Origin of the sequence: Agrobacterium sp. NPDC090273, from assembly GCF_044772305.1 — a bacterium.
GTDB lineage: Bacteria > Pseudomonadota > Alphaproteobacteria > Rhizobiales > Rhizobiaceae > Agrobacterium.
Genome location: NZ_JBIVYN010000007.1, coordinates 289,830 through 315,763 on the forward strand (window position 1 = coordinate 289,830; position 25,934 = coordinate 315,763).

Here is a 25,934-nt window from a genome sequence, read left to right on the forward strand (position 1 = left end):
CATGACTGCACGCGCCCTTATGTTTCAGGGAACCGGCTCCGATGTCGGGAAATCGCTGATGGTGGCGGGGCTGGCACGTGCCTTCGTCAAGCGCGGCCTGAGCGTCATGCCCTTCAAGCCGCAGAACATGTCAAACAATGCGGCAGTTACGGCGGATGGCGGTGAAATCGGCCGTGCGCAGGCCCTGCAAGCGCGTGCCGCGGGCGTCGCGCTGTCGGTTCACATGAACCCCGTCCTGCTGAAACCGCAAAGCGAGACCGGGGCGCAGGTAATCGTGCAAGGGAAGATCGCCGGCAACGCAAAAGCCGCAGAATATCAGGGCCTCAAGGCGGGTTTGATGCCGAAGGTCCTGGAAAGTTTCGAGTTGCTGAAGCAAAAAGCCGATCTGGTTCTGGTGGAAGGTGCCGGCAGCGCTTCAGAAATCAATCTGCGTGCCAACGACATTGCAAATATGGGTTTTTCCCGTGCCGCCGATGTACCGGTCATCCTGATCGGCGACATTGACCGGGGTGGCGTCATCGCGAGCTTGGTCGGCACCAGTGCGGTGCTGGATGACGCCGATGCCGCGATGATAGAAGGCTTCATTGTCAACCGTTTTCGCGGCGATCCTTCATTGTTCGACGAAGGCATGCGGATCATCGCTGCCAAAACGGGATGGCAAACCGTCGGCCTTCTTCCGCATTTTCCCGACGCCGCTCGTCTGCCGGCGGAAGATGCGCTCGGCCTCTCCAATGTCCAGACCGCCAAAAACGGTGCAAAAATCCGCGTTGCGGTTCCGATCCTGCCGCATATTTCAAACTTCGACGATCTCGACCCCCTGGACATGGAGCCGGATGTCGAACTGGTCCGCATCCGGCCGGGCCAAGCAATTCCCGGCGACTGCGCGCTAGTCCTGCTCTGTGGGTCAAAATCCACCATCGCAGACCTGAACGCTCTGAAGACATCCGGGCTTGATATCGACATCAGGGCTCATCTGCGCCGTGGCGGCATGGTGCTTGGGCTGTGCGGTGGCTATCAGATGCTCGGCAAAATGGTCTCAGACCCTGACGGCATCGAAGGCCCTCCGGCCACGGTCGAGGGTCTTGGATTGCTTGATGTCGCAACGACCCTTACCGACGACAAGAGATTGGTGTCCGTGCAAGGGACCAGCTTCGATGGAACATCGTTCACCGGCTATGAAATGCATGTCGGACAAACATATGGAGCCGACTGCACACGGTCTTTTTCGAAAATCGGCAATCATACCGAAGGTGCAATCTCATCTGATGGACGGGTCTTCGGCACCTATATTCACGGTCTTTTTGCCGATGATGCACAAAGAAGTGTCTGGCTGCAGCGATTGGGAACGGAAAGTTCCCACTTGAACTACGAAGCCGACGTCGATGCGGTGCTCGACCGGCTGGCTGAGCACATGGAAACCCATCTCGATCTCGACGCATTGCTTGCTATAGCGCGATAGCAAGCGCAAGCACGCCAAACAGGCTGATCAACAGTCCATCCGCAATGCGAGCCAAAAGCAGAGCCTGGCGAATATCCGACGCTGTCAGATCACGTCTCCCGCCGTCGCCCATGAAGCGAGCCTCGATCATCTGCCCCCCATAGGAACGTGGCCCGGCAAGCGCAAAACCGAGCGCACCGGCAAGCGCGGCCTCCGGCCACCCGGCATTGGGAGAACGATGATGGCGAGCATCGCGGAAAACAGCACGGATCGCCTGGCGAGGCGAGGCACCTTTCACAAAAAATGCAGCCACGACAAACAGAAGGCCGCTCAGTCGTGAGGCTGGCAAGTTGACGAGATCGTCTAGCCGGGCTGACGCCCAGCCGAATGCTTCATGGCGTGAGGATCGATGCCCGATCATACTGTCTGCCGTATTGATCGCCTTGTATCCCGCCCCGCCCGGCAAGCCGAGCATGGCAAGCCAGAAGGCGGGAGCCACAACACCATCCGAAAAGTTTTCTGCCAGGCTTTCAATCGCTGCACGGCATACCGCTGCCTCATCCAGCTTCTCGGGATCACGCCCGACAATCATCGAAACGGCCTTGCGCCCACCTTCAAGCCCCTCTTGCTCAAGGGCTGTCGCAACGGCTGCGACATGCTGCTCAAGGCTCTTTTGCGCGGGAAGGGATGCACCCACGATCGCAACAAGCAAAAGACCAAGCGGCATAAGTAACAAGGTCGACTGGGCAATCCATGCGACAAGCATCGTGCTACCGAGGAAAACGGCCAACGCCATCAAACCCGCCATCTTGCGCTGTGAAAATGCGTCTTCTTCCCGGTTCCATTTTTTGTCGAGGAGGGCGATAAGCGAACCCATCCAGGTGACGGGATGACCGACGCGCTTGAAAAGCCAGTCCGGGTATCCCGTCAGACGTTCAATCACGAGCGATAAAAAAGCGAGAGCAAGGAACATGGGCGACAACGTACCAGAAAAGGCGCAACCTGCGATCCGTCACGGCGGTAATCTCGGTCGGGCACGTCGGTTGTTTCCTCTGGCACCTGAACCATGGATCGACCTTTCGACCGGGATCAATCCGCACTCCTATCCGCATTCGCCCATTCCCGCCAGCGCATTTGCCCGCCTGCCTGAACCCGACACCCTTTCAGCACTGAAGAAGCGGGCAGCAGAGAGTTTTGGCGCACCTTCCGAGGATCATATCGTTGCCTCGCCAGGCACGCAGATGCTGATGCCGCTCCTGGCACAGCTGGCGCTCGATCGCGGTGCACGGCGAGGGGGTGTCCTTGCGCCCGCCTATGCCGAACACGCCCGAACGGCCCGAATGGCAGGCTTGCCAATGACGGAAGTCCAGTACGTCAACGACCTCCTGGCCTGTGACTACGCGACGATCGTCAATCCCAACAATCCCGATGGACGCGTCATGGATCGAGACGCGCTGTCGGCAATCGCCACTTCAATGAGACACAAAGGCGGCCTGCTGGTCGTCGATGAGGCCTTCATTGAAACCGGAACTGCAGAAAGTCTCGCCAGCATCACAAACGAGGATGCACTTGTCGTGCTGCGATCTTTCGGAAAATTCTACGGCATGGCGGGCGTGCGCTTGGGTTTTGCAGTCGCCCATCCCGATATCGCCGCCGACCTGGAATCCCGGCTTGGTCCATGGGCTGTATCGGGACCGGCCCTGCATATCGCAACGGAAGCGCTCGCTGACCGGACGTGGCAGGACGCCATACGACTCCGGCTAACGATGCAGGCGGGTCGTCTGGATACCCTTCTTCGAAAGGCCAACTTGCCGATCGTCGGGGGAACGTCGCTATTCAGATTGGCGAGAGATGAGCGCGCGCCACGCCTTTTCGACCACCTTGGTCAAAGCGGCATATTGGTGCGCGTGTTTGACGAAAGGCCGAATGATGTTCGTTTCGGCCTTCCCGCAACCGAGGAAGAATGGCAGCGCCTCGAAGACGCGCTGCGCACATTCGATTATCCTTCGAACGTATAGGTCTCGATCGACTCCTGCTTCATCTCGATTGAGAAGCCCGGTAGCCTTGGTGGCATGTAGGCCGCATTGCGAATTTCGCAGGGTTCGATGAAGTGCTCGTGCAGGTGATCAACATATTCGATCACTCGGCCTTCCTTGGTCCCGGAAACGACGAGGTAGTCGATCATGGAAAGGTGCTGCACGTATTCGCAAAGACCTACGCCACCGGCATGCGGCCAGACCGGAAGACCATATTTTGCGGCGATCAGCAGAACGGCCAGAACTTCATTCAGTCCGCCCATGCGGCAGGAATCGATCTGCACCACATCGATTGCACCTTCGGCAATGAACTGCTTGAACATGATGCGGTTCTGGCACATTTCACCGGTTGCAACCTTAACCGGACCGATGGCTTCACGGATCTTGCGATGGCCAGCAATATCATCCGGGCTTGTCGGCTCTTCGATGAAGAACGGCTTGGCGAAAGCGAGTTTTTTAACCCAGTCGATCGCCTGATCCACTTCCCATACCTGATTGGCATCGATCATCAGATAACGATCCGGACCAATCACCTCACGAGCGATGGTAAGGCGGCGAATATCGTCTTCCAGATCACGGCCAACCTTCATCTTGACGTGGTTGAAGCCGGCATCGATTGCCTCCTGGCAGAGACGGCGCAGCTTGGCATCGTCGTAACCGAGCCAACCAGCCGACGTCGTATAGCAGGCATATCCCTCGGCCTTCAGCGTCTCGATACGCTCCTTTTTGCCACCCTCGGCTTTTTTCAGAATCGCCAGTGCTTCGTCGCGGGTCAGCACATCGGTAAGATAACGGTAGTCGACGATATCGGCGATTTCTTCGGCGCTCATATCCGCGACAAGCTGCCAGACAGGCTTGCCCGCCTTTTTGGCCAGCAGGTCCCAGACGGCGTTGACCACTGCACCGGTGGCAAGATGCATGGCGCCCTTGTCTGGACCGATCCAGCGAAGCTGGCTGTCGCTGGTCAGATGGCGCCAGTATTTGCCAGGATTTTCAAGAACCGTCGCAAGATCAGTACCAACGACCAGATGATGCATTGCCTCGATTGCCATGCAGCAAATGTCGTTGCCGCGACCAATGGTGAAGGTCAGTCCATGGCCTTTTAAACCAGGTTCGTCCGTGTCGAGAATGACATAGGCTGCGGAATAATCAGGGTCTGGATTCATCGCATCGGAGCCATCAAGGCTTTGAGACGTGGGAAAGCGCAGATCGAAAACGCGCAAATCTGTAATCTTGGTCATGCCGTTCACTCGCGGTCAGGGGTCACTAATAGGTTAGAGCGTGGGAATAAAATGCAGAATGTTATCCATCGCTCTCTCGTTGTTTCGGCTTCGGACTGTCTTTCTGTCCAAAGCCTAATCGTGGTGGAAAACGTTCTCCATCATTGCCCACCACTCGCCATCCTTGCGACTTTCGAGCGGCTGCTGGCAGGGAATCGTGAAGGCCCACCATTCCCGGTTCTTTTCACTGGCGGCCATCTTGGCAATGTCCGCATCGAAGTCCGTGCCGTGATATTCCCAGGTGCCAAACAACAGGTTTTCTGGTTCACGCAGGAAAATCGTATAGTTGCGGATGTTGCAGTCGCTGATGAGCGCCAGAACCTCCGGCCATACGGCAGCATGCAGCCGTTTGTATTCCGCAATCATCTCCGGCTTCACGCCGATGAGCATTCCCATACGTTGCATCGTCATATCCCGTTATTGATAGTCGCCAAGCCGGCACGAAGCTTCGGTTGCGGCAGGGAGAGTTGCAGACGTTCGGCCCAGGCAATGACCGGAGCGAAACGTCGACGTTTTTTTTCGTCGTGATTGCTGGCAATATCGGCAAGCCTGTGCGCCAAAAACGGATTCATGAAGCGTTCGCGCACCTCGTCGACATAGGCTGGCGCCTCATCGCCCATCCCGGCAGCGGCAAAGACGGGCAAAACCTCGCCACGCCAGACAGCTTCAAGATCGGCCGAAAGGCCCTTGTCCTGCATCGCTTCGCGTACCGTTTCATCCGGCGCACGACCATCCTGCTGCCAGCGCTCGGCGAGATAGGAATGTCCGAGATTAAGCAGAAACAGTTTCAGCGTCTCATATCGATTGAGGTCATCCGTCAGCACAATCGCCGGATGGCGGCAGGGCAACGTCAGCCCTTCCTGTTTTTCGATCGCCCAGAGAGCGTAGGGCTCCGCCACCGCTCCAACCGGGTCGATGGCTTCGGAAACGATACGATCGACCAGACTGTTGGCGAAACGGCACTTCTCGTTGAGATAGAAGGAAAATCCGGCCGGTAACTGCCAGGCATTCGCCAGGTCGCGCAGAATGGATTTTAGCCTGTCGCCATTACGAGGAACGAGTTCGCACGGAAATATCGAAACCGGAACCTCCGGATTTTTCTGAAATCGCTCCAGAAGCAGCATGCAAAGCTTCGCTGGAAAACTCCTCGGAACCGACGTGAAATCCGCCGCCAGATGAGGCCCGTCGCCAGCATCGAGATCGTAACCGCGATCACCGGTGTTGGATAAAATGACATCGGCTTTCATCGCGATATCACGAACGTCGCCCCAGTCATTCGCCGCAGTCAAAGACCTGATAACGGCGCCACCCATATATTCTTGATCGATAACCTCGCCACCCTGCAAACCCCGGATACGAACAGGATAGCCTTTGTCAGAACCAAGCGCTGCAATGCGCTTGGCGCTTTCCGCACTGCTGGTAGTCTGTACAACCGCAATACGTCCAATCGCCTTACCTGTGGCGAGAGCCTCCGAAATGAAAAAATCCGCGTGTGCCAGCAGGAAACGACTGGTGCCGAATTGCAGGATCGGGGTGTCGATCGTCATGCGACCTCCACCATGCCCTTGATGACGCCAGCCTTCGGATCGGTGAGACCGGCGAATTTCGACGGCACCTCGGAGAGAGCCATACGATGAGTAATCAGTGCTTCCGGCACCTTCCCGGCGCGTAACGCTTCCAGCACCCGCTCAAAATCATCAGGCGTCGCGTTGCGGCTGCCCAGCAAGGTGGTTTCACGTTTGTGAAACTCCGGATCATTGAAGCTGATGTCGCTGGCAACGATGGAAACAAGAACATAAGAGCCACCGTGCCCCACGAAGGAGAAACCGCGCTCCATGGCTTTCGGATTGCCTGTCGCATCGAAGACAACATCAAAGAAATCGCCGCTCGTGATATCCGAGAGTTGATCCTTGTCGCCTTCACCGAGCGGGACGACATGCGCCACACCGAGATGCGTCTTGCAGAAATCCAGCCGGTCCGCGCGACTATCGATCATCGTCACCACAGCGCTGTTCAAAACAGCAAAAACAGCCACTGCCATACCGATCGGTCCGGCGCCGACGATCAGAACCTGCTGGTCTTGTTCAACAGCTCCGCGTCGCACGGCATGCGCACCGATGGCCAGGAACTCGGTCATCGCAGCCTGATCCAGCGTCAGCCCTTCGGCCTTCAGCACGAACTGTTGCGGCACACTCAGATATTCGACCATCCCGCCATCGCGATGGACGCCCAGAACACCGATATTGCGGCAGCAATTGCTCTTGCCTTTCAGGCATGCGCTGCAATGACCACAGGACATGTAGGGAATGATGGTGACGACATCCCCGTGCGACAGCACACTTCCATCGGGCGCTTCTTCGACCGTACCGGAGAGCTCGTGTCCCATGACACGCGGATATGATAGATAAGGTTGATTGCCGGTAAAGATATGCAAATCTGTCCCGCAGACGCCGATACGACGGATGCGCACCAGCACCTCACCTTCGCCGCGCGCCGGTTTAGGCAGTTCGCGCGCGCTCAATTGACCGGGTGTATCACAGAAAATTGCCAGCATGGGTCACCTGTCGGAAAGTCTGTAGAAACGGGCGGCATTGCCGCCGAATACAGCTGCGTGGTCTGTGGGGGGTATGATCTCATGGCAGAAATCGATCCACTGCTGGTAGTCGCCAGCAAGCCGCAGGACCGGCCAGTCACTACCAAAGATCACCCTTGCCGGACCAAAAAGCTCAAGAATGGTCTCGGCATAAGGACGTACTGCCTCGGGCTTTTGTTCTCCCCGTTCGGTCAGCAGACCGGAAAGCTTGCAGTGCACATTGGGAAGCGCTGCCAATGCGGCCATATCGGCACGCCAGCCGGCATAGATACCCTTGGCGATCAACGGCTTTGCACCATGATCGATGACGACGGGCAAAGCGGGATAACGGCGCGCAAAGCTCAGAAGATGCGGCAGGTGCGGCGGTAAAACCAATGCATCAAATACCAGCCCATGATCGATCAGGGCTTTAACTGCAGGCTCCAATGCAACGTCATCGATCCAGTCAATGTTGGCAATGTCCTGCAACATGGGGCGGACACCTTTAAAGGCTGGATGCGCCGCCCTGCCTGCAATCATGGCAGGAGCATTGTCGGCCTTCAGATCCAGCCAACCGACCACGGCCTTGATGAAGTCATTCTTCTCCGCCTGCGCCAGCATGAAGTCGGTATCGGCAGCGTTTTCCATCGTCTGCACGAGAACGGTGCCGGTCACACCCGCCTTTCGCATCAGGGGAAAAAGATCCTCGGGAAGAAAATCACGGTAGATGGCTTCCAGGGAGGGTGGCGGCCATTGACCTGCACGATCCTTCAACAGCCAGAAATGCTGGTGGGCATCGATGACCATTTTATCAGGCCTTTCCACCCGGCACCGGCGAACCCTCAGCAATCAAACCGCGACGGTGCAGCTCTGACCAGAATTCATGCGGAATTTCCTGTTCGAACCAGCCGATGTTGGAAGAAAGCTGTTCGGCATTGCGTGCACCGGATACAACGGTAACGGCTGCAGCATGGGCGAGCGGGAACTGCAGCGCAGCAGCCTGCAGTGAAACACCAAGCTCCTCGCAGACATCATGAAGCGCGTCGACGCGGGACAATATCTCCTGAGGCGCGTCAGCATAGTTGAACTTGCGGTTACCGGCGAGAATGCCGGAATTGAATGCGCCCGCGACAACGATGCCGACACCCTTTTCCGCGCAGGCATTCATGAACGACAGGCTCTGCTGTTCCAGCAACGTATAACGGCCGGCCAACATCGCAACGTCTATGTCAAAGACTTCCATGGCATCACGAACGATCTCCCATTCGTTGACGCCAAGCCCGACAGCACCTGTCGAACCTTCTTCGCGCAGCCTGCCAAGTGCCTTGAAACCACCGCCCGACGTCAACTGCTCCCAGTAATGCTGGTGTCTGTCGCCGTGCGTGTAAGGGCCGATATCGTGAATATAGAGAATATCCGGCTTCAGGACACCGAGCCGCTGCTGGCTTGCTTCGAACGAGCGCAGGATACCGTCATGGGAATAATCATAGACCGGGCGGAACGGCAGAGGCGCGACATAGGCATCCTCTTCCGGTCCAACTGTTTCGTCAGGCACCATGACGCGCCCGACCTTGGTGCTCAGCGTATAGTCGTTACGATCGTGCTCCGTCACCATCGTGCCGAGGCGGCGTTCGGAACGGGTGTAGCCGTAAAATGGTGCAGTATCAAAATAGCGGATACCGCTTTCCCATGCCTTGTCGAAAGCGCCCTTCGATTCCGCATAAGGCGTAATCCGATAGAGATTACCCATCTGGGCACAGCCAAGACCCATCAGGGTAACATCGACATTGCGACGAGGCAGCTTGCGTGTGTCGGAGACTTTCATTGCGGGCACTTTCGAAAATACACGGGACTTGGGCGGATGAGCGCCGCACGAGCGGCACCCATCCTGAGTTCAGACAATCAGTAGAGAACGTTCTTCGCTTCCGGCTTGTCGATGTTGTCCTTGGTCACGACAACCACACCGGTATCCACGAACTTGTCGGCCTTTTCCTTGCCGATAAGCTTCGCGACGGTTTCAACGCCCTTTTCGCCCATCTGGTAAGACCCCTGAACGACGATACCAGCAAGCGTGCCGTCCTTGACGAAGCTCTGCAGATCCTGGTTACCGTCAAAGCCGATAGCGACAACCTTGCCAGCCTTGCCGGACTGAGCCAGTGCGCGACCAACACCAATGGCTGTCGGCTCGTTGGCACCGAAGATACCCTTGAGGTCGGCATTTGCGGCCAGAACGTCGGTGGTCTGGTTCAGCGCCGTTGCCATCTGCGACTGCGAATAGAACGGACCGACGATTTCAAGCTTGGAGTTGGCCTTGATGTAGTCAGTGAAACCGCCGACGCGGCCGATTTCAGAACCTGCACCTGCAACATAGGACATCACGGCAATCTTGCCTTCCTTGCCAACCTTTTCGATCAGCGCCTGGGCAGCAAGTTCACCGGCCTTTTTGTTGTCGGTTGCGAGGAAGGACTGGTAATATTGCTCCGCACCCTTGGCGAGCTGGGAGTCGACAATCACCACCGGAATACGGGCTTCCCAAGCCTTCTTGACAGCGGGAACCAGCGCATCCGGATCCGAAGGGGCCAGAACGATGCCTGCAACCTTACGGTTGACGGCGTTCTCAACCATGTTGACCTGATCGGCAATGGCCGATTCCGATGCCGGACCCTGGAAGGTCATAGTGTGACCGGAGGCGTTCTTGATCGCTTCATCCGCGCCTTTCTGGACGTTCTGCCAGAAGGTGGAGTTGACGGTCTTGACGATAACGGCAATTTCACCGGCCTGCACGGTGGAAACGCTCCACAGGGCGATTGCGGATGTCAGAAGGGCAGTCGCGATTTTTTTCATTTTTTCCTCCATTTTGTCGGCACGCCGGGCCTCCCCCATGCCGTTCTTGTTTGCGGAAAGGGTCCGCAGCCCCTTTTCATCAGCGACGATTGCGAAGCTGGTCTATCCAGACGGTGACCAGAATGACGAGGCCGATGATAATCTGTTGCGTGAAGGCAGAAACGCCGTTCATGTTGAGACCATTGCGCAGAATGCCGATAACGAAGGCGCCAATCGCCGTGCCGGAAATCGTACCGACACCGCCAATCAACGACGTGCCACCAATGACCGCGCTGGCGATGGCATCGAGTTCGTACATCACGCCTTCATTCGGCTGTGCGGTGACGAGACGCGACATCAGCACACAACCCGTCAGACCCGCCAGTGTACCGGACAGGATGTAGGTGAAGTTGGTGACGCGGGCGACGTTCACACCGGAGAGACGGGCGGCTTCCGCATTCGAACCGACAGCATAAATATGACGTCCGAGGATCGAACGGTTGAGCATGAACGAAACGGCAAAGGCAATCACCACCATCAAAATGACGGGGTAGGGGATGCCTGGGAAAACCACGTTGGGAAACCCGTCATCGCCAATCGTCACGATGCGGAAGAGGGCACCATTGCCGAGTTCACCGAAGGATTCTCCAAGACCAGACACAGCACGTGCGCCGGTAATCTGCAGGGCAACGCCACGGGCGATCAACATCATGCCGAGTGTCGCGATAAACGGTGGCAACTTGAAGCGCGTCACGAGAAGACCGTTGATGAAACCACACAACGATCCCGTCAGAATGCCGAGCAACATGCCAATCGGAACCGGCATGCCGAGTTCCTTCACGGCGAGTGCGGCAACGACGCCGGCAAGTGCCAGAACCGAGCCCACCGAAAGATCGATACCGCCGGTGATGATGACACAGGTGGCGCCTATGCCGAGAAGGGCAATAGACGTCACCTGAAGCGCGATCGTCATGGCATTGTTGACGGAGAAGAATGCGCTGCTGGTGGCGGAAAATACCATTGTCAACGCCACGAGACTGCCGAGCGCCGCAAACTTCTGGATGATATCCTTCTGCCGGTCGCTGAACGTGAAGCTCTTCTGGGGTTCTGCAATATTCGACATGTGTTTCCTCACTGCACCGGTCGGCTGTAGCCGGATGCATAGCGCATGATTTCTTCCTGATTGGTCTTGGCGGTTTCGAGCACGCCGGTAATCCTGCCTTCATGGAAAACAGCAATACGGTCCGTCAGCCCGAGAACCTCCGGCAACTCGGAACTGATAAGAATGACGCCGATGCCCTGAGCAGCCAGCTCATCCATGATCTTGTAGATGGCAAACTTGGCGCCCACGTCGATACCGCGGGTCGGCTCGTCGAAAAACAGAACCTTAGACTGACGAAACAGCCATTTGCCGATAATGATCTTCTGCTGGTTGCCGCCCGAGAGAAGTCGCACGGTCTGTCCGATCGATGGCGTACGGACATTCAGAAGGTCGACGTATTTTTTCGCGACCATATCGTGCTTCTTGAAGTCAATGAGGCCGAAACGGTTCGAAACCTCTTTCATGTTGGCAAGCGTTGTATTGGCCGCAACCGACATCTTGATCGCCAACCCATCGCTTTTGCGGTCTTCCGAAAGATAGGCGATGCCTTCTTCGATTGCGTCCTGTGGCGATGAAATGGAAAGCTCGTGCCCGTTGAACACTATTTTTCCCGCATCCAGCGCATCGGCACCGAAAATCGCCCGCGCCACTTCCGTACGTCCAGCCCCCATCAAACCGGCGAAACCGAGAATTTCGCCTCGACGCAGGGAAAAACTGACGTCCTGGAACACGCCAGCGCGGCTGAGCCCCTCGACCGAGAAAATGATATCGTCTGAAGGTTGTGAGGTGCGCTCAGGGAATTTGTCTTCCAGGGAGCGGCCAACCATGCGCGTAACGATATCGTCGACCGTGATTGCTCGGAAATCGTCCGTCGAGATATAACGACCATCCCGCAGAACGGTGACGCGATCAACAATCTCCGCCATTTCATCAAGCCGGTGCGATATGTAGACGATACCAACACCGGCCGTCTTGAGGTCACGAATGACCTGGAACAGCAGACGGGTTTCCTGTTCGGTCAGCGATGAGGTCGGCTCGTCCATGATGAGGACTTCCGCATCAAGCGAAAGCGCCTTGGCGATTTCCACCATCTGACACTGCGCGACGGAAAGACCACGGACAAGTTGATCGGGATCGATATCGACACCCAGCCGATCGAGACAGCGTTTCGCATCAGCTCTCAATTTCTTGCGGTCGACAAGAAAACCACGGCGCGGCTCGCGCGCCAGATAGATGTTTTCCGCGACACTGAGGTGGGGAACGAGATTGAGTTCCTGGTGAATGATGGCAATGCCCGCCGCTTCCGATTCCAGCGGCGAGGCATATTGAACCTTGTTGCCTTTGTAGACAATCGTTCCGGAGGTTGGCTGATAGACGCCGCTAATGATCTTCATCAGCGTTGATTTGCCAGCACCATTTTCTCCGCAGACCGCATGGACCTCACCAGAGCGCAGATCGAAATGCACATCCGACAAGGCTTTGACGCCTGGAAATTCCTTGCTGATATTGTCGAGCCGCAAAAGGGTCTCGCCCTTTCCAGCCGCAACACCTTCAGGCGAAGAGCCGCCCTCAATCGTCGATGCACCCTGCTGCATCCCATCCTCCCAATCGCGCGCCCGCTCCGTCGGGAGACAGCGAATTGGCGGAATGGTTAGGCCGGTTTCGAGATATGGTCAAGCCAATTTATCCAAATTCTCAATGCAGAGTCGCATGAGGATCCATAACACTATCTGGGATAACATAAAAAATTCATTATTTTCAGTCGCATAAACATCAACTTGCCTATTGAATTCAATAAAGATACGGTAAGGCCAAATAACCGATCAAAAAAGGTTTCGGCAAAACGCACATGAATGGTCAGGCCAAAATACTAGAGCCACGCAGGCTCTACCAGCAGATCGCAGACCAGATCCGGGAATTGATTGAAGCAGGTGAGTTTCAGCCTGGAGCCCGTCTTCCTGCAGAACGAGAACTCGCCCAGAAACTCGGTGTATCGCGTCCGTCACTTCGTGAAGCGCTGATCGCACTTGAAATCGACAATACCGTTGAAATCCGGATGGGCTCCGGTGTCTACGTCTCTGCAGAACCCTTGCAGCCCCGGCACCACACAAAATCGCTCGGCGACAGTCCGTCTGAACTGATGCAGGCACGCGCAGCCGTCGAAGGGGCAACGATCGTGCTTGCTGCAAGCCGTATGACGGATGAAACCATTACAAATCTCCGTCGAATTCTCGCGGCCATGCGCAAGGAAATCGAAGCAGGCCGCAAACCACTCGACCAGGATCGCCTGTTCCACGTCACAATTGCCGAACAATCCGGAAACAGTGTTTTAGCCCGGCTTGTCGCAAACCTGTTCGATGAACGGCACAGCCCTATTTCTGCGCAGCTTCGCGTCAAATTTGAAGATCGTGACACCTGGGCGCATGCGCTGCAGGAGCATGAGACCATTCTCGCAGCCCTTGAGGCAAGGGACCCACTGCTAGCGCAAGCCGCCATGCACGGGCATCTGGAAAGTTCCAAGCGACGCTGGGTAGACGACTGACATCACCAAACATTGAAGGCATTGCATATCGGGAGGAGGAAAACCCGTGAGTGAAAGTTCCGAGGCAACCATCTTGCTAAACGCTGGCGACAATGTCGCAGTGGCGCGCCGCTCTATACCGGCCGGCGGCGTGACAGGGCGAGGTGACTTAAAAGCACTTGATCTGATCGGGCGAGGGCACAAGGTCGCGCTGAAATTCATCCGGTCAGGCGAAGAGGTCCTGAAGTACGGACAGGTCATCGGTATCGCGACCCAGGACATCGAGCCCGGGCGGCACGTACATCTTCATAACCTTGCGATGGTTCCGTCCGAGCACGCTCACCAGTTCAGCGTCGATATCGAAGAGAAGGGCATGCTGCCCGAAGCCGGTCGCCGCACCTTTCTGGGTTACGATCGCGGTCTGGGTGGTGTCGGTACGCGCAATTACATTGGCGTGATAGCTTCCGTGAACTGTTCCGCCACGGTGTCCCGTTACATCGCTGATTATTTCAACAAGCAGGGCGGGCTGGACGGTTTCGACAATGTAGATGGTGTCGTTGCCTTGACCCACGGTGGCGGCTGCGCACTCAATACCAAATCCGAAGGCTACCGCCTGCTGATCCGCACCATTCAGGGATATGCTCGCCATCCGAATTTCGGCGGTATTCTTCTGATTGGCCTTGGCTGTGAAACCAACCAGATCGCTCCGATCCTTGAACATTACAAGATGGAGGAGGGCGAGCGGCTGCGGACCATGACAATCCAGCAGCATGGCGGCACGCGCAAGACGATTGACGCAGCGATTTCCGAGATCAAGGCGATGCTGCCGATCGTCAATGCCGCAAAACGCACCGAACAGCCGCTATCGAAACTGAAGGTGGCGCTGGAGTGTGGCGGCTCCGATGGTTATTCCGGCATTTCCGCCAATCCGGCGCTGGGATACGCCTCCGATCTGATCGTACGCAACGGTGGTACCACCGTGCTGTCTGAGACGCCTGAGATTTATGGTGCCGAGCACCTTCTGACACGCCGGGCTGTCACGCCGGCCGTTGCCGAAAAGCTGTTGCAGCGGATTGACTGGTGGCGTGACTACACGGCACGGAACGGTGATGAGCTGAACAACAATCCGTCCCACGGCAACAAGCTGGGCGGCCTGACCACCATTCTTGAAAAGTCACTGGGTGCTGTCGCGAAAGGCGGCTCCATGCCATTGAAAGCCGTCTATGAATTCGCGGAAACCGTGACTGAGCAAGGTTTCGTCTTCATGGACACGCCCGGTTATGATCCTGTGGCCGTAACAGGCCAGGTGGCAGGCGGCTGCAACGTCATCTGTTTCACTACTGGACGTGGCTCCGTCTCCGGCTTCAAACCGTCACCCTGCATCAAGATCGCAACCAATTCCGAAATGTACGAACACATGAAGGAAGACATGGATCTGAACTGCGGAGAGATCGTGACGGGTGCTGAGACCATTGAAGAATCCGGCAAACGAATTTTCGAACATATCATCGCAGTGGCCTCCGGCGAGAAAACCGTCAGCGAGATTTATGATTACGGCGACAATGAATTCGTGCCGTGGCAGGTCGGTGCCGTGACATAACGTTTCATGTGAAACACTGACCATAAAAAAGGCCCGAAGAGCGATCTCCGGGCCGTTTTCATTTTGGGTATCAATGCTTAGTGACGGAAGTGGCGCATGCCAGTGAATACCATCGTCACATTGTGCTCATTTGCGGCGTCGATGACTTCCTGATCGCGCATCGAGCCACCCGGCTGGATAACCGCTGTTGCCCCTGCAGCGATGGCGGCCAGAAGGCCGTCTGCAAATGGATAGAAGGCTTCCGAGGCGACTGCCGAACCCTTGGTCAGCGGCTCGACAAGACCCATGGCCTTAGCAGCATCTTCTGCCTTCTGCGCAGCGATACGGGCGGAATCAATACGGCTCATCTGGCCTGCGCCGATACCCGCCGTCTGACCGTCTTTCGCGTAGATGACAGCGTTCGACTTCACGTGCTTGGCGATCTTGAAGGCAAACTTCATGTCTTCAAGTTCCTGTGGCGTCGGCGCGCGCTTGGTAACGACCTTCAGATCCAGATCTTCGACCATGCCATTGTCGCGGCTCTGAACCAGAAGACCCCCAGATACGGTTTTTGCCGTAATACCAGGCGCGCGAGCATCCGGCAGGCCGCCTGCCGACAGGAGGCGCAGGTTCGGCTTTCTTGCAACGATGGCCTTTGCCTCTTCGGTGACGTCGGGTGCGATAATCACCTCGGTGAAAAGCTGGATGATCTCTTCCGCCGTTTCGGCATCGAGCGTGCGGTTGAGCGCGATCACGCCACCGAATGCAGAGACGGGGTCGCATGCCAGCGCGCGCTTGTAGGCGTCGAGGAGCGTAGAGCCGGTCGCAACGCCACAAGGATTGGCGTGCTTGATGATGGCCACTGCGGGCGCGGTTTCCGGCAGAAACTCCGCAACGAGCTCATAAGCTGCATCGGTATCGTTGATATTGTTGTAGGAAAGCTGCTTGCCCTGGAGAAGCGTTGCCGTTGCAACACCCGGACGTTTCTCGCCGGTCAGATAGAAACCAGCGCTCTGGTGCGGGTTTTCCCCATAGCGCATCTTTTCTTTCAGAACACCGCCGACTGCGCGGTAGTGCGGTGTCTCGATCGACAGAGCCTCAGCAAACCAGTTGGAAATGACAGCATCGTAAGCGGCGGTACGGGCATAGGCCTTTGCTGCAAATTTCTGGCGCAATGCATAGCAGGTCTGACCATCATCCGCCTGCAACGCTTCCAGAAGTTCCGGGTAATCGCTGGGGTCTGTTACAACAGTCACATAAGCGTGGTTCTTGGCCGAGGCACGGATCATCGCCGGACCGCCAATGTCGATGTTTTCAACCGTCGTCGGGTAATCGCCGCCCTTGGCGCGAACCTCCTCGAACGGATAGAGATTGATAACGGAAAGATCGATACCTTCGATGCCGTGCGCGCGCATGGCTTCCACATGGTCGGCGTCGTCGCGAATGGCAAGAAGGCCACCATGAACATTCGGGTGCAGCGTCTTGACGCGACCGTCCATGATCTCCGGGAACTTGGTAATATCCGACACATCCGTGACAGGCAGGCCAGCTTCAGCGATGGCTTTGGATGTTCCGCCTGTCGACAAAAGCTTCACACCAAGTTTGACGAGTGCGCCCGCCAGTTCGATGATGTCTGTCTTGTCCGAAACGGAAAGAAGTGCGGTGCGAATTTTCACCTTATCGGGGGCGGGGATTTTTTTGGAAGCGACGGCCATCGGGCTTACTCCGTGATGGGTGGAGGACAGGCCGGAGGGCGATTATCCGGCGGTTGCCGCCGCGTTAACACAGCTTGCCGGATTAATAAACAGCACTAAGCCTTTCGTTCGATGATCCAGCGAATTTCGCTGGTTTTCGCAAGGTTGAAGGCAATTTCAATCTGCTGTGAGGGGCGGATACCGGACGCGTCTGCCATGAAAATGTCGCCAGACACGAAGAGCTCCAGACCTGGAGCAGTCAATAGCCACGTCGTACCATCCGCTGCCTGCATATAGACGGATTCCTCGTCTTCCTGATGAAGCTGTATATGCGGATGAATATGGAACCTCGACACGGCGGCGATGCTCGGCATTCTCGCCGCATCATCTTCAAGCCGCAGCGCATCCCGACCTTTGATTTTTGTACCTGTCGGGTTGAGCTCAATTTCGCGCTCGTGAAACAGTCCGAAGGACTTCAGATATCCGTCATGCGATGCCCGTAGAACGTCATTGCCGTTCGCCTTGCTGCGCAGCGTTTCAACATGGCTGACGCCAGATACCATGATGGGGCCAAGCAGACGCGACCGTGACAGGCGGCACGATGACGTGTCTGCGAGTGTGACCGTCGAATGGGCGGCAGTCGAACGGCTGGCGGCCTGAAACTCGGGTGCAGCGTTCCTTGGAAAACCTGAATTGACGATAAAGCGGTTCCGGCCGCAGGACATCTCGAACGACAGACAACCGGCATGGGCATTGCGTGACAACTCCGATGATCCGGGATAACCGGTATCGACGATGATCACCGTCTCGTCTTCTGCAAGCCGATGATAGGCGACGTCAGGGAGGAGTTTTGAGGGTTTTCCCGATGTCTCGTCATAGCGCAATACAGAGACAAGTTCATTCGCGAGTGTCGCCGTTGCTCCGTTAAACAGCGCAAGGTCGCCGCCCTGATGGCGGAAGAACCGGATAGCCGGAAACATGCGATCCACTGCAGGAACCAGGCCGGGCGGCAGATCATGGCCCAGATTGATATAGCTTTGGCGAAGCGGCAGAAGGTCGAGCAACAGATCCAGCATCACCCGCGGATTGCGTGAAACATGTCCGCCATCGGGAAGGATCTGCCGCTCCAGTTCCTGAGCGAGCTTCCTTCCACTGCGCGCAATTTTCGACGCTCGCGTGGGAATGGTGATCGAAGCCATGGCCAGAGCTATTCTTATTCGCAGCCTGATTTCGCCATCGGGCACGTGCTTGGCGATGCGATCGAGATATCGAACGTGGAACGACAGGCTTTTCAGAAAGCGTCTATAAAAACCGGCATCGGCCTCATTGAGGACAACAGGAGAATGCGAGAGCCAGGCGATCAACCGCTGTGCAGCAATATCCGGTGACCAGGCAATCCCACTTGTCCGCTTCCCGCTGACCGACATCCAGTCAGAGACGATCCGGCGCGCTCTTGCACATGCTTCACCAGACTTACTGGCCCGCACGTGTCGCAACCAACTGAAAGCGTTCAACCGCTCTTCGAAAACAATTGAGGGGCACTCGAGCTGGAAGGGCGAGGCACCGCCAGTTTCCAGAACACGTCCCGCAAGACCAATCCGGCCATGCAACAACTCTTCGGCGAAATATGGATCAATTGCGCGAAGATCGGTTGGTGCCGCCACAAGACCATCAGGACTGCCATTTGCCAGACGCGATGTGTGGATATGCAACGGCGCAAGACCGATGCACACACGACGATATATCATGCGCGAAACGAGACCGGCGGCGCTCATGCCACCTGCAAAAGACCCTAACAAGCTGTGTTTCCCGTTTCACATGTTTTATTTTTGTCAGTGAACCGCGACGACCGGAACGCTATCTACGATTTTAAAATGATTCGCCAAAAGCTTGGCGCGTTTCTACTTTTTACGCAAGACGCTGCTAAAAAACCCGTCTACTCCACCGAACATATCTGGGGTTGTACGCAAATCCCCATTGGCGGTGATGGCCAGCTCCATTCCAGGCCAGTCTTCCTTGCGCGCAGGTACACGCTCAAAATCCGGATTTTCTGCAAGGACCGCCTCAACCATGGCCTCTCCCTCCGAAGGATCGAGAGAGCAGTTTGAAAAGGCGACGAGACCGCCGGAATTTACCAGTGTCAGCGCATGACGAAGCATCTGCCCCTGAAGCGATGCCAGTTTTGCAATATCGGCCTCATCCTTGGTCCAGCAAACGTCAGGATGTTTGCGCAAGGTACCAGTCGACGAGCACGGAGCGTCCAGCAGAACCGCATCGAAGCGATCCTCCGGGTTGAACTTCAGCATGTTGGCTTCTACGGTTTCGGCCGTGAGGCCCAGTCGTGTGAGATTTTCTTTCAGGCGCTTTAAGCGATTGGCGGATTGATCGAGCGCCGTTACGTGCGCGCCCGCCAATGCCAGTTGCGCAGTCTTGCCACCAGGCGCCGCACACAGATCGGCGACGCGCTTACCGGCAATGTCCCCCATAAGCTTGACGGGCAAGCTCGCTGCCAGGTCCTGAACCCACCATTGACCATCAGAAAATCCCTCGAGAGACGGTATCTGCCCCTCGAATTCGCCAAGGCGAACGCTGCCATTGGGAAGGACCGTCCCACCGAGCTTCTCCGCCCATAGTGCAGGATCACTCTTGACCGTCAGGTCGATGGAGGAGGGCGTCAATTGCGCCTCGGAGATCCGCGCCGCAACTTCGGAACCATAAGCCTCGACAAGCCTCTGGAAGAACCATTTCGGCAGGACAGGGACTTCGGAGATGGCTTCGATGATTTCCGACTTCTCTCTGCCAAGCCGTCTCAGGACCGCATTCACGAGCTTGACGAAACGCTTGTTGCGGGGATCTCGGTGTGCTTGCTCGACAGCGAGATCGACGGCGGAATGATCCGGTACGTCGAGATAAAGCATCTGCGCTGCCCCAACCACAAGCACATGATGCAGGGAACGAGCGCCCTGGGGGAGTGGCCCGTCCAGCAACATGGAAAGAGCCGCCTCGATACGCGGGAGGTGACGGAGAGCACTGTTGACGATTGCACGGACCAGAGCGCGGTCTGCTATGGACAAAGAGCGATAGACCGGATTGCCATTTTCAGAATCCAGCATTCCATCCAGCGATGTCTTTTTTTCAAGAACGGCTGCAAGGATACGGGTTGCTGCGATACGAGCGGAAAGGCCCGGCTTATCCTGGAAAGACGAAGGGCCGTCTTCACGGCCCCCGAAACCTGCCGGTCTTGCTTTGTTACGCCGCGCCGGCTTTTTTTCTACGTCAGATGTCAAGACCAGGGTCCCTTACGCTCGTTTTCATTACCGCGCCCCCAACCTGTGGTCGGCACAGAACGTGATTTGCGCAACGGCTTATCACTGGACGCCGGTGCAGTCGATCCTCGCGTACCAAACTCTTGTGCCATCGCATTCAGGGCAGCAACGCGGTTTTCGGTGTTCGGGTGGGTCGAAAAAAGGTTATCCATTCTTTCGCCGGATAACGGATTGATGATGAACATATGCGCTGTTGCTGGATTACGTTCGGCATCGTCGTTATGAATGCGCTGGGCCATGCCCGCGATCTTCTGTAGCGCAGATGCCAGCCAGAGCGGATTGCCGCAAATCTCTGCACCCCGGCGATCAGCTGAATATTCGCGTGTACGGCTGATCGCCATCTGAACAAGCATGGCTGCCAAAGGCGCGACGATCATCGCCACGATTACACCGATGAAACCCAACGGATTGTTGTTGTTCTCGCGATTTCCACCAAACAGGAAAGCAAAATTACCAAGCATCGAAATAGCACCGGCCAATGTGGCGGTAATCGTCATCGTCAACGTGTCGCGGTTTTGAACGTGGGCCAGTTCATGTGCCATCACGCCGGCGACTTCCTCTGGCGTCAAACGCTCCAGCAATCCCGTCGAGGCGGCGACGGCAGCATTTTCAGGATTTCGACCTGTTGCAAAGGCGTTGGGCTGCGCGCTGTCATAAATATAGACCTTCGGCATGGGCAGGCCAGCGTTGTGCGACAGGTCGCGGATCATATGGAAAAATTCAGGCGCATTTCGCTCATCTACCTCCTGGGCGCGATAGGCTGAAAGAACCATCTTGTCCGAGTTCCAGTAAGAAAACAGGTTCATACCGGCAGCGATAAGCAGCGCGATCATCATGCCGCCTTTTCCACCGATCAGAAAACCGACACCCATGAACAACGCGGTCATAAACGCCAGAAGCATTGCCGTGCGCATCATGTTCATCCGTTTAATTCTCCTTCTGAGGCAACAAAGACATACCGGGGTTTATCAAACCCGTTTCATTATATAATCTGGTGGGTAATCGAAGCATTTCAATATCCCGTCATTGGGAAGGAAATCCATGCAGAGCGCCGACAACGACAATAGCACACACGTGGGCAAGAAGCTTTCACCCGCGGCAGAACGAGCCCTCCAGGAAGCCGAGGAACGACGCAAGCAACAGGCTGAAATGCAATTGCCTCCTGAAACCGGAGGGCGCGGCGGTGCTGAACCCGTTCGATTTGGTGACTACGAAATCAACGGCCGAGCAATCGACTTCTGAGATCGCCAAAACGGAACCAAATAAAAAATCCCGCTAGAAGCGGGATTTAACATTTAAATCATATAGTTAGACTTATTTCTGCTCGAGAAGCCGACACACGGCTTCCAGCTGCTCAAGAGTACGGTAGCTGATCTTAATTTGACCTGCACCTCCCTTGTGGTTGATCTTGACATCCAGGCCAAGCGCATCCGACAGGCTACGTTCAAGAGCAATCGTATCGGAATCCTTCTCGCCCGAGGAACGTTTTTCCTGAGGCTCACCTTGCGACTTGATATCGTTTTGCGCCAGACGCTCCGCGTCGCGAACAGAAAGGCCTTTCGATACAATCGTTCTTGCCAAAGCTGCGGGGTCCGACGTCGAAACGAGCGCGCGTGCGTGGCCAGCGGACAACGATCCATCCGAAAGCATGTCTCGAACCGGGTCAGGCAGCTTCAGAAGGCGAAGGCTATTGGCGACATGGCTTCTGCTTTTGCCGATGATTTCGCCAAGATCGTTCTGGGTATAACCATGTTCCGCAATCAGTTGCTCATAACCCATCGCCTCTTCAAGCGGATTGAGGTCTGAGCGCTGAACGTTTTCAACAATCGCCAGTTCAAGAGCAGTACGATCATCGACATCGCGAATGATAACCGGAACTTCGGTAAATCCAGCCAGTTGTGCGGCACGCCAGCGGCGCTCACCAGCGATGATTTCATAACGGTTGGCCGAAACGGTACGAACAACGACCGGCTGAACAATACCGTGCTGGCGAATGGACGACGCCAGATCCTGCAGTTCATTTTCATCGAAATGACGTCGCGGGTTTCGCTGGCTACGAGCGATAAACTCGATCGGAATTGTCCGATCGGCGCTCACTGCACGCTGCAGCTCGCCAACCGGCACCGGCTGATCCATTTCTCCGATCAAGGCGGCGAGGCCGCGGCCGAGGCGGCGTTTGGAAAGATCATCACTCATAGAAACTTACTCCATACATTCCGTCGAAAGCTTACGCTGCCTTGCGCAAACGCTCTCTCTGAATCACCTCGGACGCCAACTGCAGATAAGCCTGGCTGCCAGCGCATTTGAGGTCGTAAAGGATCGCGGGCTTGCCATATGACGGCGCCTCAGACACACGGACATTGCGGGGGATGAGCGTATGGTAGACTTTTTCCCCGAGATGCGTGCGGACATCGCTCACAACCTGCTGAGCAAGATTGTTGCGCGCATCAAACATCGTCAGCACAATACCCTGAATATCAAGTCCCGGATTTACCGAACTGCGGATCTGACTGACAGTGTCGAGCAACTGGCTGAGACCCTCAAGGGCAAAGAACTCGCATTGCAATGGCACAAGCACGGAATGCGCCGCGGACATCGCGTTCATTGTCAGCAAGTTGAAAGAAGGCGGGCAATCCAGAAGGATGTAGGAGTATCCTTTTGCCTCTTGCGTTTCCAGTGCGGTCCGCAAAAGGAAAACGCGGTTTGCTGCATTCGCCACCTGCATTTCAAAACCAAGCAAGTCCATCGTTGATGGAATAATATCCAGATTGGGAACAGCCGTAGGAACAGCAACTTCGGCAACGGAGTTATCACCAACGAGAAGATCGTAAGAGGATAGTTTGCGCTCCTTACGATCAATACCGAGACCCGTGCTGGCGTTTCCCTGTGGATCGAGATCAACAATCAGAACTCGTTCCCCGATGGCTGCCAATGCCGTCGCGAGATTGATAGCAGTGGTTGTTTTTCCAACGCCACCCTTCTGATTTGCGACTGCAATAATCCGGTTTTTATCGAAAATCATACCGCACCTGCCTTGGTTGTCAGCCCTTCAAAGCGAGGTTGCTGATCTCAAGCACAACAGAATCTGCCTCAATGGCACTACGGTGTTTTACCAGATCGAATTGCCAGCGACTACGCGCTTTCTGCACTTCTGAATCGTAATCCCGGCCTTTATTCAAATATGCGCGTAAATTTGGATTCCGCGACGCCCATGGATGAATATAATCAAACAGCAGATCGAGCTCAGCGAGTGCACGCGCGGATATGACGTCGCAACGTTGAATGGTTTCTGGAGCTTTTTCAATCCGAACCGGATGAACAGCGCCCCGTGCACCCGTTTCTTTGAGAGCGATCCGCAGAAAGGCAGCTTTTTTGTTGTTGCTCTCAACGAGATCGACCCAGCCGTCATTCAGCTCTGCAAGAAATATCGCAGTGATAACGCCGGGAAAGCCACCGCCGCTTCCTAGGTCTACCCATCTTTTCGGTTCAGGAGACAACTGGAAAATCTGAGCACTGTCCGCCACGTGCCGGCTCCAGAGCTCGGTCAGGGTCGACGGGGCGACAAGATTGGTGGTTTTGTTCCATTTCTTGAAAAGCTCGATAAAAAGCTCAAGCCGCTCCTGTGTTTCACGTGAAACACTTTGGCCGTTTATCTCCATCATCAGACTCGCTATTGGTGCAAACGCAACTTCTGGCTTTGCGCGTCCGAGGACTTCCGCAAAAGGGCGAGCAGCAGCGATATCGCAGCCGGCGTCATTCCGTCAACACGAGCCGCCTGTGCAATATTCTCCGGGCGCGCTTTTTCCAGCTTTTGTTTCAGTTCGTTAGAAAGGCCGGATAAAGACTGAAAATCGAAATCTGCAGGTATCTTTCTGTCTTCGTCGCGTTTTATGTCGATGATGTCAGCGCTTTGACGCTGCATATAAACCGCGTAGCTCGCCTCGATTTCCAGAATTTCGGCAGCTTTCGACGACACGCTGTTCAATTCAGGCCAATGCTGCTTGAGATCGCTGAGCGAGATATCGGGGTAAGCGAGCAATTCATAAACCGATCGACGCTGTCCGTCCTGGTTGAGTTTCAATCCCTGCTTAGCAGCTTGCGAGGGGCTGATCGACAGCTCCTTCATCAACTCGCGCCCACGATCAAGGTCGTCAACGAAATGCGCGTATCGCTCTGAACGCTCTTTTTGAACGATGCCGGCAGCCATGCCTTGAGGAGTTAGCCGAAGATCCGCATTGTCAACGCGAAGGGATAAGCGGTACTCGGCTCTGGACGTGAACATGCGGTAGGGTTCGGTGACGCCTTTCGATGTGAGATCATCGATCATCACACCGATATACGATTCCGTGCGGCTGAAATACACTGGCTCAGCGTCACTTGCGAGGCGCGAAGCATTCAATCCAGCGACAAGTCCCTGCGCTGCAGCCTCTTCATATCCTGTCGTACCGTTAATCTGCCCAGCCAGGAAGAGACCGGGGATTTTCCGGCATTCCAAAGATGGCTTCAGTTCTCTCGGGTCAACATAGTCATACTCAATTGCGTAACCCGGTTGAAGGATAGTCACGTTTTCCAGGCCGGGAATGGTACGAATGAACTGTTCCTGTACCGAGGCGGGCAGGGATGTCGAGATTCCATTCGGGTAAATTGTGTGATCATCCAGCCCTTCCGGCTCGAGAAAGATTTGATGGCCATCTCTCTCTCCAAAACGGGTGATCTTGTCCTCGATCGACGGGCAGTAACGCGGACCTACGCCCTCGATCTGGCCCGAGTACATCGCTGACAGATGTATATTGTCTTGAATGATCTTGTGCCCTGCCGGCGTCGTTCTTGTCACGCCACATTCGATCTGTGGGTTGACGATTCGATCTGTCATGAATGAAAAGGGAACAGGTTCCTCGTCCGCGCCCTGACGGTCAACTGCATCCCAATTGATGCTGCGTCCATCGAGCCTGGCTGGAGTACCGGTTTTCAAACGCCCCATGTTAAGACCAAGCCGCGATAGGGTCTGGGAGAGTCCCAGAGACGGCTTTTCACCGACGCGACCGGCCGGTATCTTTTCGGAACCGATATGAATGAGGCCGCGCAAAAACGTTCCGCTGGTCAGAACAACAGCGCCACATAGAATCCGGCTACCGTTTGCCATGACAACGGCCGACACTCGTCCACCCGTCATGTCTATGTCGAAAGCATCCCCTTCAATCACGGTCAGGTTCGCAATAGCGGAGATTTCGCGTTGCATCGCCTCTCTGTATAGACGGCGGTCCGCTTGCGTTCTCGGACCACGAACGGCCGGTCCCTTCTTGCGATTGAGCATGCGAAACTGAATTCCACCTGCGTCGGCAACACGACCCATCAGCCCGTCCAAAGCGTCAACTTCGCGTACCAGGTGACCTTTTCCCAAACCGCCAATCGCCGGGTTACAGGACATCACTCCGATCGTATCACGCTTGTGCGTGACCAGCGCCGTTCGAGCACCAAAACGGGCGGCCGCTGCGGCGGCCTCACTGCCGGCGTGGCCACCACCAATAACGATGACGTCGAAAGACTGATCCATGCACTTAGC

At 55.9% G+C, this 25,934-nt stretch carries 23 protein-coding genes; 5 read left to right on the forward strand and 18 right to left on the reverse strand.

Going from position 1 to position 25,934, the window contains the following annotated elements:
- Position 1: 1 nt before the first annotated feature.
- Positions 2-1,459, forward strand: coding sequence for a cobyric acid synthase (locus ACIQT8_RS19675; protein WP_400968560.1), 1,458 nt, complete (start codon positions 2-4; stop codon positions 1,457-1,459).
- On the opposite strand, the gene cbiB is transcribed toward ACIQT8_RS19675, so the two are convergent.
- The gene (gene cbiB, locus ACIQT8_RS19680) at positions 1,446-2,411 is read right to left on the reverse strand and encodes an adenosylcobinamide-phosphate synthase CbiB (RefSeq protein ID WP_400968563.1); all 966 of its coding nucleotides are present in this window, start codon (positions 2,409-2,411) and stop codon (positions 1,446-1,448) included. The genes ACIQT8_RS19675 and cbiB overlap by 14 nt on opposite strands.
- Between cbiB and cobD the strand changes: the two genes are divergently transcribed.
- Entirely contained in the window at positions 2,410-3,456 is a 1,047-nt protein-coding gene (gene cobD / locus ACIQT8_RS19685) for a threonine-phosphate decarboxylase CobD (RefSeq protein ID WP_400968566.1), read from the forward strand. The genes cbiB and cobD overlap by 2 nt on opposite strands.
- On the opposite strand, the gene ACIQT8_RS19690 is transcribed toward cobD, so the two are convergent.
- The 9 genes from ACIQT8_RS19690 to ACIQT8_RS19730 form a co-directional block, all read right to left on the reverse strand.
- The gene (locus ACIQT8_RS19690; protein WP_262523531.1) at positions 3,438-4,715 is read right to left on the reverse strand and encodes an L-fuconate dehydratase; all 1,278 of its coding nucleotides are present in this window, start codon (positions 4,713-4,715) and stop codon (positions 3,438-3,440) included. The genes cobD and ACIQT8_RS19690 overlap by 19 nt on opposite strands.
- Before the next feature lie 114 nt (positions 4,716-4,829).
- Positions 4,830-5,159, reverse strand: coding sequence for an L-rhamnose mutarotase (locus ACIQT8_RS19695; protein ID WP_400968570.1), 330 nt, complete (start codon positions 5,157-5,159; stop codon positions 4,830-4,832).
- Positions 5,160-5,161: 2 nt separating this feature from the next.
- Positions 5,162-6,301 carry a mannitol dehydrogenase family protein gene (locus ACIQT8_RS19700; protein ID WP_400968573.1) on the reverse strand — a complete coding sequence of 380 codons (1,140 nt, stop codon included), beginning with the start codon at positions 6,299-6,301 and terminating at the stop codon, positions 5,162-5,164.
- Positions 6,298-7,308, reverse strand: coding sequence for a zinc-binding alcohol dehydrogenase family protein (locus tag ACIQT8_RS19705; RefSeq protein WP_400968576.1), 1,011 nt, complete (start codon positions 7,306-7,308; stop codon positions 6,298-6,300). The genes ACIQT8_RS19700 and ACIQT8_RS19705 overlap by 4 nt, the downstream gene beginning before the upstream one ends.
- Positions 7,309-7,311: 3 nt before the next feature.
- On the reverse strand, positions 7,312-8,133 hold the full coding sequence (locus tag ACIQT8_RS19710; protein ID WP_400968579.1) for an amidohydrolase family protein: 822 nt from the start codon (positions 8,131-8,133) through the stop codon (positions 7,312-7,314).
- 4 nt (positions 8,134-8,137) lie between these two features.
- Positions 8,138-9,151: an aldo/keto reductase gene (locus tag ACIQT8_RS19715; protein WP_138795146.1), complete on the reverse strand. Its 1,014-nt coding sequence runs from the start codon at positions 9,149-9,151 to the stop codon at positions 8,138-8,140.
- A gap of 77 nt (positions 9,152-9,228) precedes the next feature.
- Positions 9,229-10,170: an ABC transporter substrate-binding protein gene (locus ACIQT8_RS19720; RefSeq protein ID WP_400968582.1), complete on the reverse strand. Its 942-nt coding sequence runs from the start codon at positions 10,168-10,170 to the stop codon at positions 9,229-9,231.
- A 79-nt stretch (positions 10,171-10,249) separates the two neighbouring features.
- Entirely contained in the window at positions 10,250-11,272 is a 1,023-nt protein-coding gene (locus tag ACIQT8_RS19725) for an ABC transporter permease (RefSeq protein ID WP_262523543.1), read from the reverse strand.
- 8 nt (positions 11,273-11,280) lie between these two features.
- Positions 11,281-12,846, reverse strand: a complete 1,566-nt coding sequence (locus ACIQT8_RS19730) for a sugar ABC transporter ATP-binding protein (RefSeq protein ID WP_400968586.1) — start codon at positions 12,844-12,846, stop codon at positions 11,281-11,283.
- 254 nt (positions 12,847-13,100) lie between these two features.
- Between ACIQT8_RS19730 and ACIQT8_RS19735 the strand changes: the two genes are divergently transcribed.
- A complete protein-coding gene (locus ACIQT8_RS19735) occupies positions 13,101-13,793 on the forward strand; it encodes a FadR/GntR family transcriptional regulator (RefSeq protein WP_400968589.1) in 693 nt (230 codons plus the stop codon).
- 46 nt (positions 13,794-13,839) lie between these two features.
- On the forward strand, positions 13,840-15,372 hold the full coding sequence (locus ACIQT8_RS19740) for a UxaA family hydrolase (protein WP_400968592.1): 1,533 nt from the start codon (positions 13,840-13,842) through the stop codon (positions 15,370-15,372).
- A gap of 77 nt (positions 15,373-15,449) precedes the next feature.
- Here ACIQT8_RS19740 and purH read toward each other — a convergent pair whose 3' ends face one another.
- The 4 genes from purH to htpX form a co-directional block, all read right to left on the reverse strand.
- Complete coding sequence (purH, locus tag ACIQT8_RS19745; protein ID WP_400968595.1) at positions 15,450-17,066, reverse strand: bifunctional phosphoribosylaminoimidazolecarboxamide formyltransferase/IMP cyclohydrolase; 1,617 nt, start codon at positions 17,064-17,066, stop codon at positions 15,450-15,452.
- 95 nt (positions 17,067-17,161) lie between these two features.
- Positions 17,162-18,820: a heparinase II/III family protein gene (locus ACIQT8_RS19750; RefSeq protein ID WP_400968598.1), complete on the reverse strand. Its 1,659-nt coding sequence runs from the start codon at positions 18,818-18,820 to the stop codon at positions 17,162-17,164.
- 126 nt (positions 18,821-18,946) lie between these two features.
- Positions 18,947-20,332 carry an RsmB/NOP family class I SAM-dependent RNA methyltransferase gene (locus tag ACIQT8_RS19755; RefSeq protein WP_138795140.1) on the reverse strand — a complete coding sequence of 462 codons (1,386 nt, stop codon included), beginning with the start codon at positions 20,330-20,332 and terminating at the stop codon, positions 18,947-18,949.
- On the reverse strand, positions 20,329-21,294 hold the full coding sequence (gene htpX / locus ACIQT8_RS19760; RefSeq protein ID WP_400968602.1) for a zinc metalloprotease HtpX: 966 nt from the start codon (positions 21,292-21,294) through the stop codon (positions 20,329-20,331). Before htpX ends, ACIQT8_RS19755 begins: the two co-directional genes overlap by 4 nt.
- 118 nt (positions 21,295-21,412) lie before the next feature.
- Between htpX and ACIQT8_RS19765 the strand changes: the two genes are divergently transcribed.
- Positions 21,413-21,613, forward strand: a complete 201-nt coding sequence (locus ACIQT8_RS19765; protein WP_138795138.1) for a DUF1674 domain-containing protein — start codon at positions 21,413-21,415, stop codon at positions 21,611-21,613.
- A gap of 72 nt (positions 21,614-21,685) precedes the next feature.
- Here ACIQT8_RS19765 and ACIQT8_RS19770 read toward each other — a convergent pair whose 3' ends face one another.
- From ACIQT8_RS19770 to mnmG, 4 genes are read right to left on the reverse strand one after another with little or no spacing between them, the layout of a single operon-like run.
- Positions 21,686-22,567 carry a ParB/RepB/Spo0J family partition protein gene (locus tag ACIQT8_RS19770; RefSeq protein ID WP_400968606.1) on the reverse strand — a complete coding sequence of 294 codons (882 nt, stop codon included), beginning with the start codon at positions 22,565-22,567 and terminating at the stop codon, positions 21,686-21,688.
- Positions 22,568-22,598: 31 nt separating this feature from the next.
- Entirely contained in the window at positions 22,599-23,393 is a 795-nt protein-coding gene (locus ACIQT8_RS19775; protein WP_138795136.1) for a ParA family protein, read from the reverse strand.
- Between the two features lie 19 nt (positions 23,394-23,412).
- Positions 23,413-24,030 carry a 16S rRNA (guanine(527)-N(7))-methyltransferase RsmG gene (gene rsmG, locus ACIQT8_RS19780; protein ID WP_262526203.1) on the reverse strand — a complete coding sequence of 206 codons (618 nt, stop codon included), beginning with the start codon at positions 24,028-24,030 and terminating at the stop codon, positions 23,413-23,415.
- Positions 24,031-24,041: 11 nt separating this feature from the next.
- Positions 24,042-25,925 carry a tRNA uridine-5-carboxymethylaminomethyl(34) synthesis enzyme MnmG gene (gene mnmG / locus ACIQT8_RS19785; RefSeq protein ID WP_400968611.1) on the reverse strand — a complete coding sequence of 628 codons (1,884 nt, stop codon included), beginning with the start codon at positions 25,923-25,925 and terminating at the stop codon, positions 24,042-24,044.
- Positions 25,926-25,934: the final 9 nt, after the last annotated feature.

Excerpts from the sequence above, each read along its gene's own strand:
- purH (WP_400968595.1), bottom strand. The coding sequence starts at position 17,066 with ATGGCCGTCGCTTCCAAAAAAATCCCCGCCCCCGATAAGGTGAAAATT.
- ACIQT8_RS19690 (WP_262523531.1), bottom strand. The coding sequence starts at position 4,715 with ATGACCAAGATTACAGATTTGCGCGTTTTCGATCTGCGCTTTCCCACG.
- ACIQT8_RS19700 (WP_400968573.1), bottom strand. The coding sequence starts at position 6,301 with ATGACGATCGACACCCCGATCCTGCAATTCGGCACCAGTCGTTTCCTG.
- cobD (WP_400968566.1), top strand. The coding sequence starts at position 2,410 with ATGGGCGACAACGTACCAGAAAAGGCGCAACCTGCGATCCGTCACGGC.
- ACIQT8_RS19765 (WP_138795138.1), top strand. The coding sequence starts at position 21,413 with ATGCAGAGCGCCGACAACGACAATAGCACACACGTGGGCAAGAAGCTT.
- ACIQT8_RS19770 (WP_400968606.1), bottom strand. The coding sequence starts at position 22,567 with ATGAGTGATGATCTTTCCAAACGCCGCCTCGGCCGCGGCCTCGCCGCC.
- ACIQT8_RS19715 (WP_138795146.1), bottom strand. The coding sequence starts at position 9,151 with ATGAAAGTCTCCGACACACGCAAGCTGCCTCGTCGCAATGTCGATGTT.
- htpX (WP_400968602.1), bottom strand. The coding sequence starts at position 21,294 with ATGAACATGATGCGCACGGCAATGCTTCTGGCGTTTATGACCGCGTTG.
- ACIQT8_RS19750 (WP_400968598.1), bottom strand. The coding sequence starts at position 18,820 with ATGAGCGCCGCCGGTCTCGTTTCGCGCATGATATATCGTCGTGTGTGC.
- ACIQT8_RS19735 (WP_400968589.1), top strand. The coding sequence starts at position 13,101 with ATGAATGGTCAGGCCAAAATACTAGAGCCACGCAGGCTCTACCAGCAG.
- ACIQT8_RS19720 (WP_400968582.1), bottom strand. The coding sequence starts at position 10,170 with ATGAAAAAAATCGCGACTGCCCTTCTGACATCCGCAATCGCCCTGTGG.
- ACIQT8_RS19730 (WP_400968586.1), bottom strand. The coding sequence starts at position 12,846 with ATGCAGCAGGGTGCATCGACGATTGAGGGCGGCTCTTCGCCTGAAGGT.
- ACIQT8_RS19695 (WP_400968570.1), bottom strand. The coding sequence starts at position 5,159 with ATGCAACGTATGGGAATGCTCATCGGCGTGAAGCCGGAGATGATTGCG.
- cbiB (WP_400968563.1), bottom strand. The coding sequence starts at position 2,411 with ATGTTCCTTGCTCTCGCTTTTTTATCGCTCGTGATTGAACGTCTGACG.
- ACIQT8_RS19710 (WP_400968579.1), bottom strand. The coding sequence starts at position 8,133 with ATGGTCATCGATGCCCACCAGCATTTCTGGCTGTTGAAGGATCGTGCA.
- rsmG (WP_262526203.1), bottom strand. The coding sequence starts at position 24,030 with ATGGAGATAAACGGCCAAAGTGTTTCACGTGAAACACAGGAGCGGCTT.
- ACIQT8_RS19705 (WP_400968576.1), bottom strand. The coding sequence starts at position 7,308 with ATGCTGGCAATTTTCTGTGATACACCCGGTCAATTGAGCGCGCGCGAA.
- ACIQT8_RS19725 (WP_262523543.1), bottom strand. The coding sequence starts at position 11,272 with ATGTCGAATATTGCAGAACCCCAGAAGAGCTTCACGTTCAGCGACCGG.
- ACIQT8_RS19775 (WP_138795136.1), bottom strand. The coding sequence starts at position 23,393 with ATGATTTTCGATAAAAACCGGATTATTGCAGTCGCAAATCAGAAGGGT.
- mnmG (WP_400968611.1), bottom strand. The coding sequence starts at position 25,925 with ATGGATCAGTCTTTCGACGTCATCGTTATTGGTGGTGGCCACGCCGGC.
- ACIQT8_RS19675 (WP_400968560.1), top strand. The coding sequence starts at position 2 with ATGACTGCACGCGCCCTTATGTTTCAGGGAACCGGCTCCGATGTCGGG.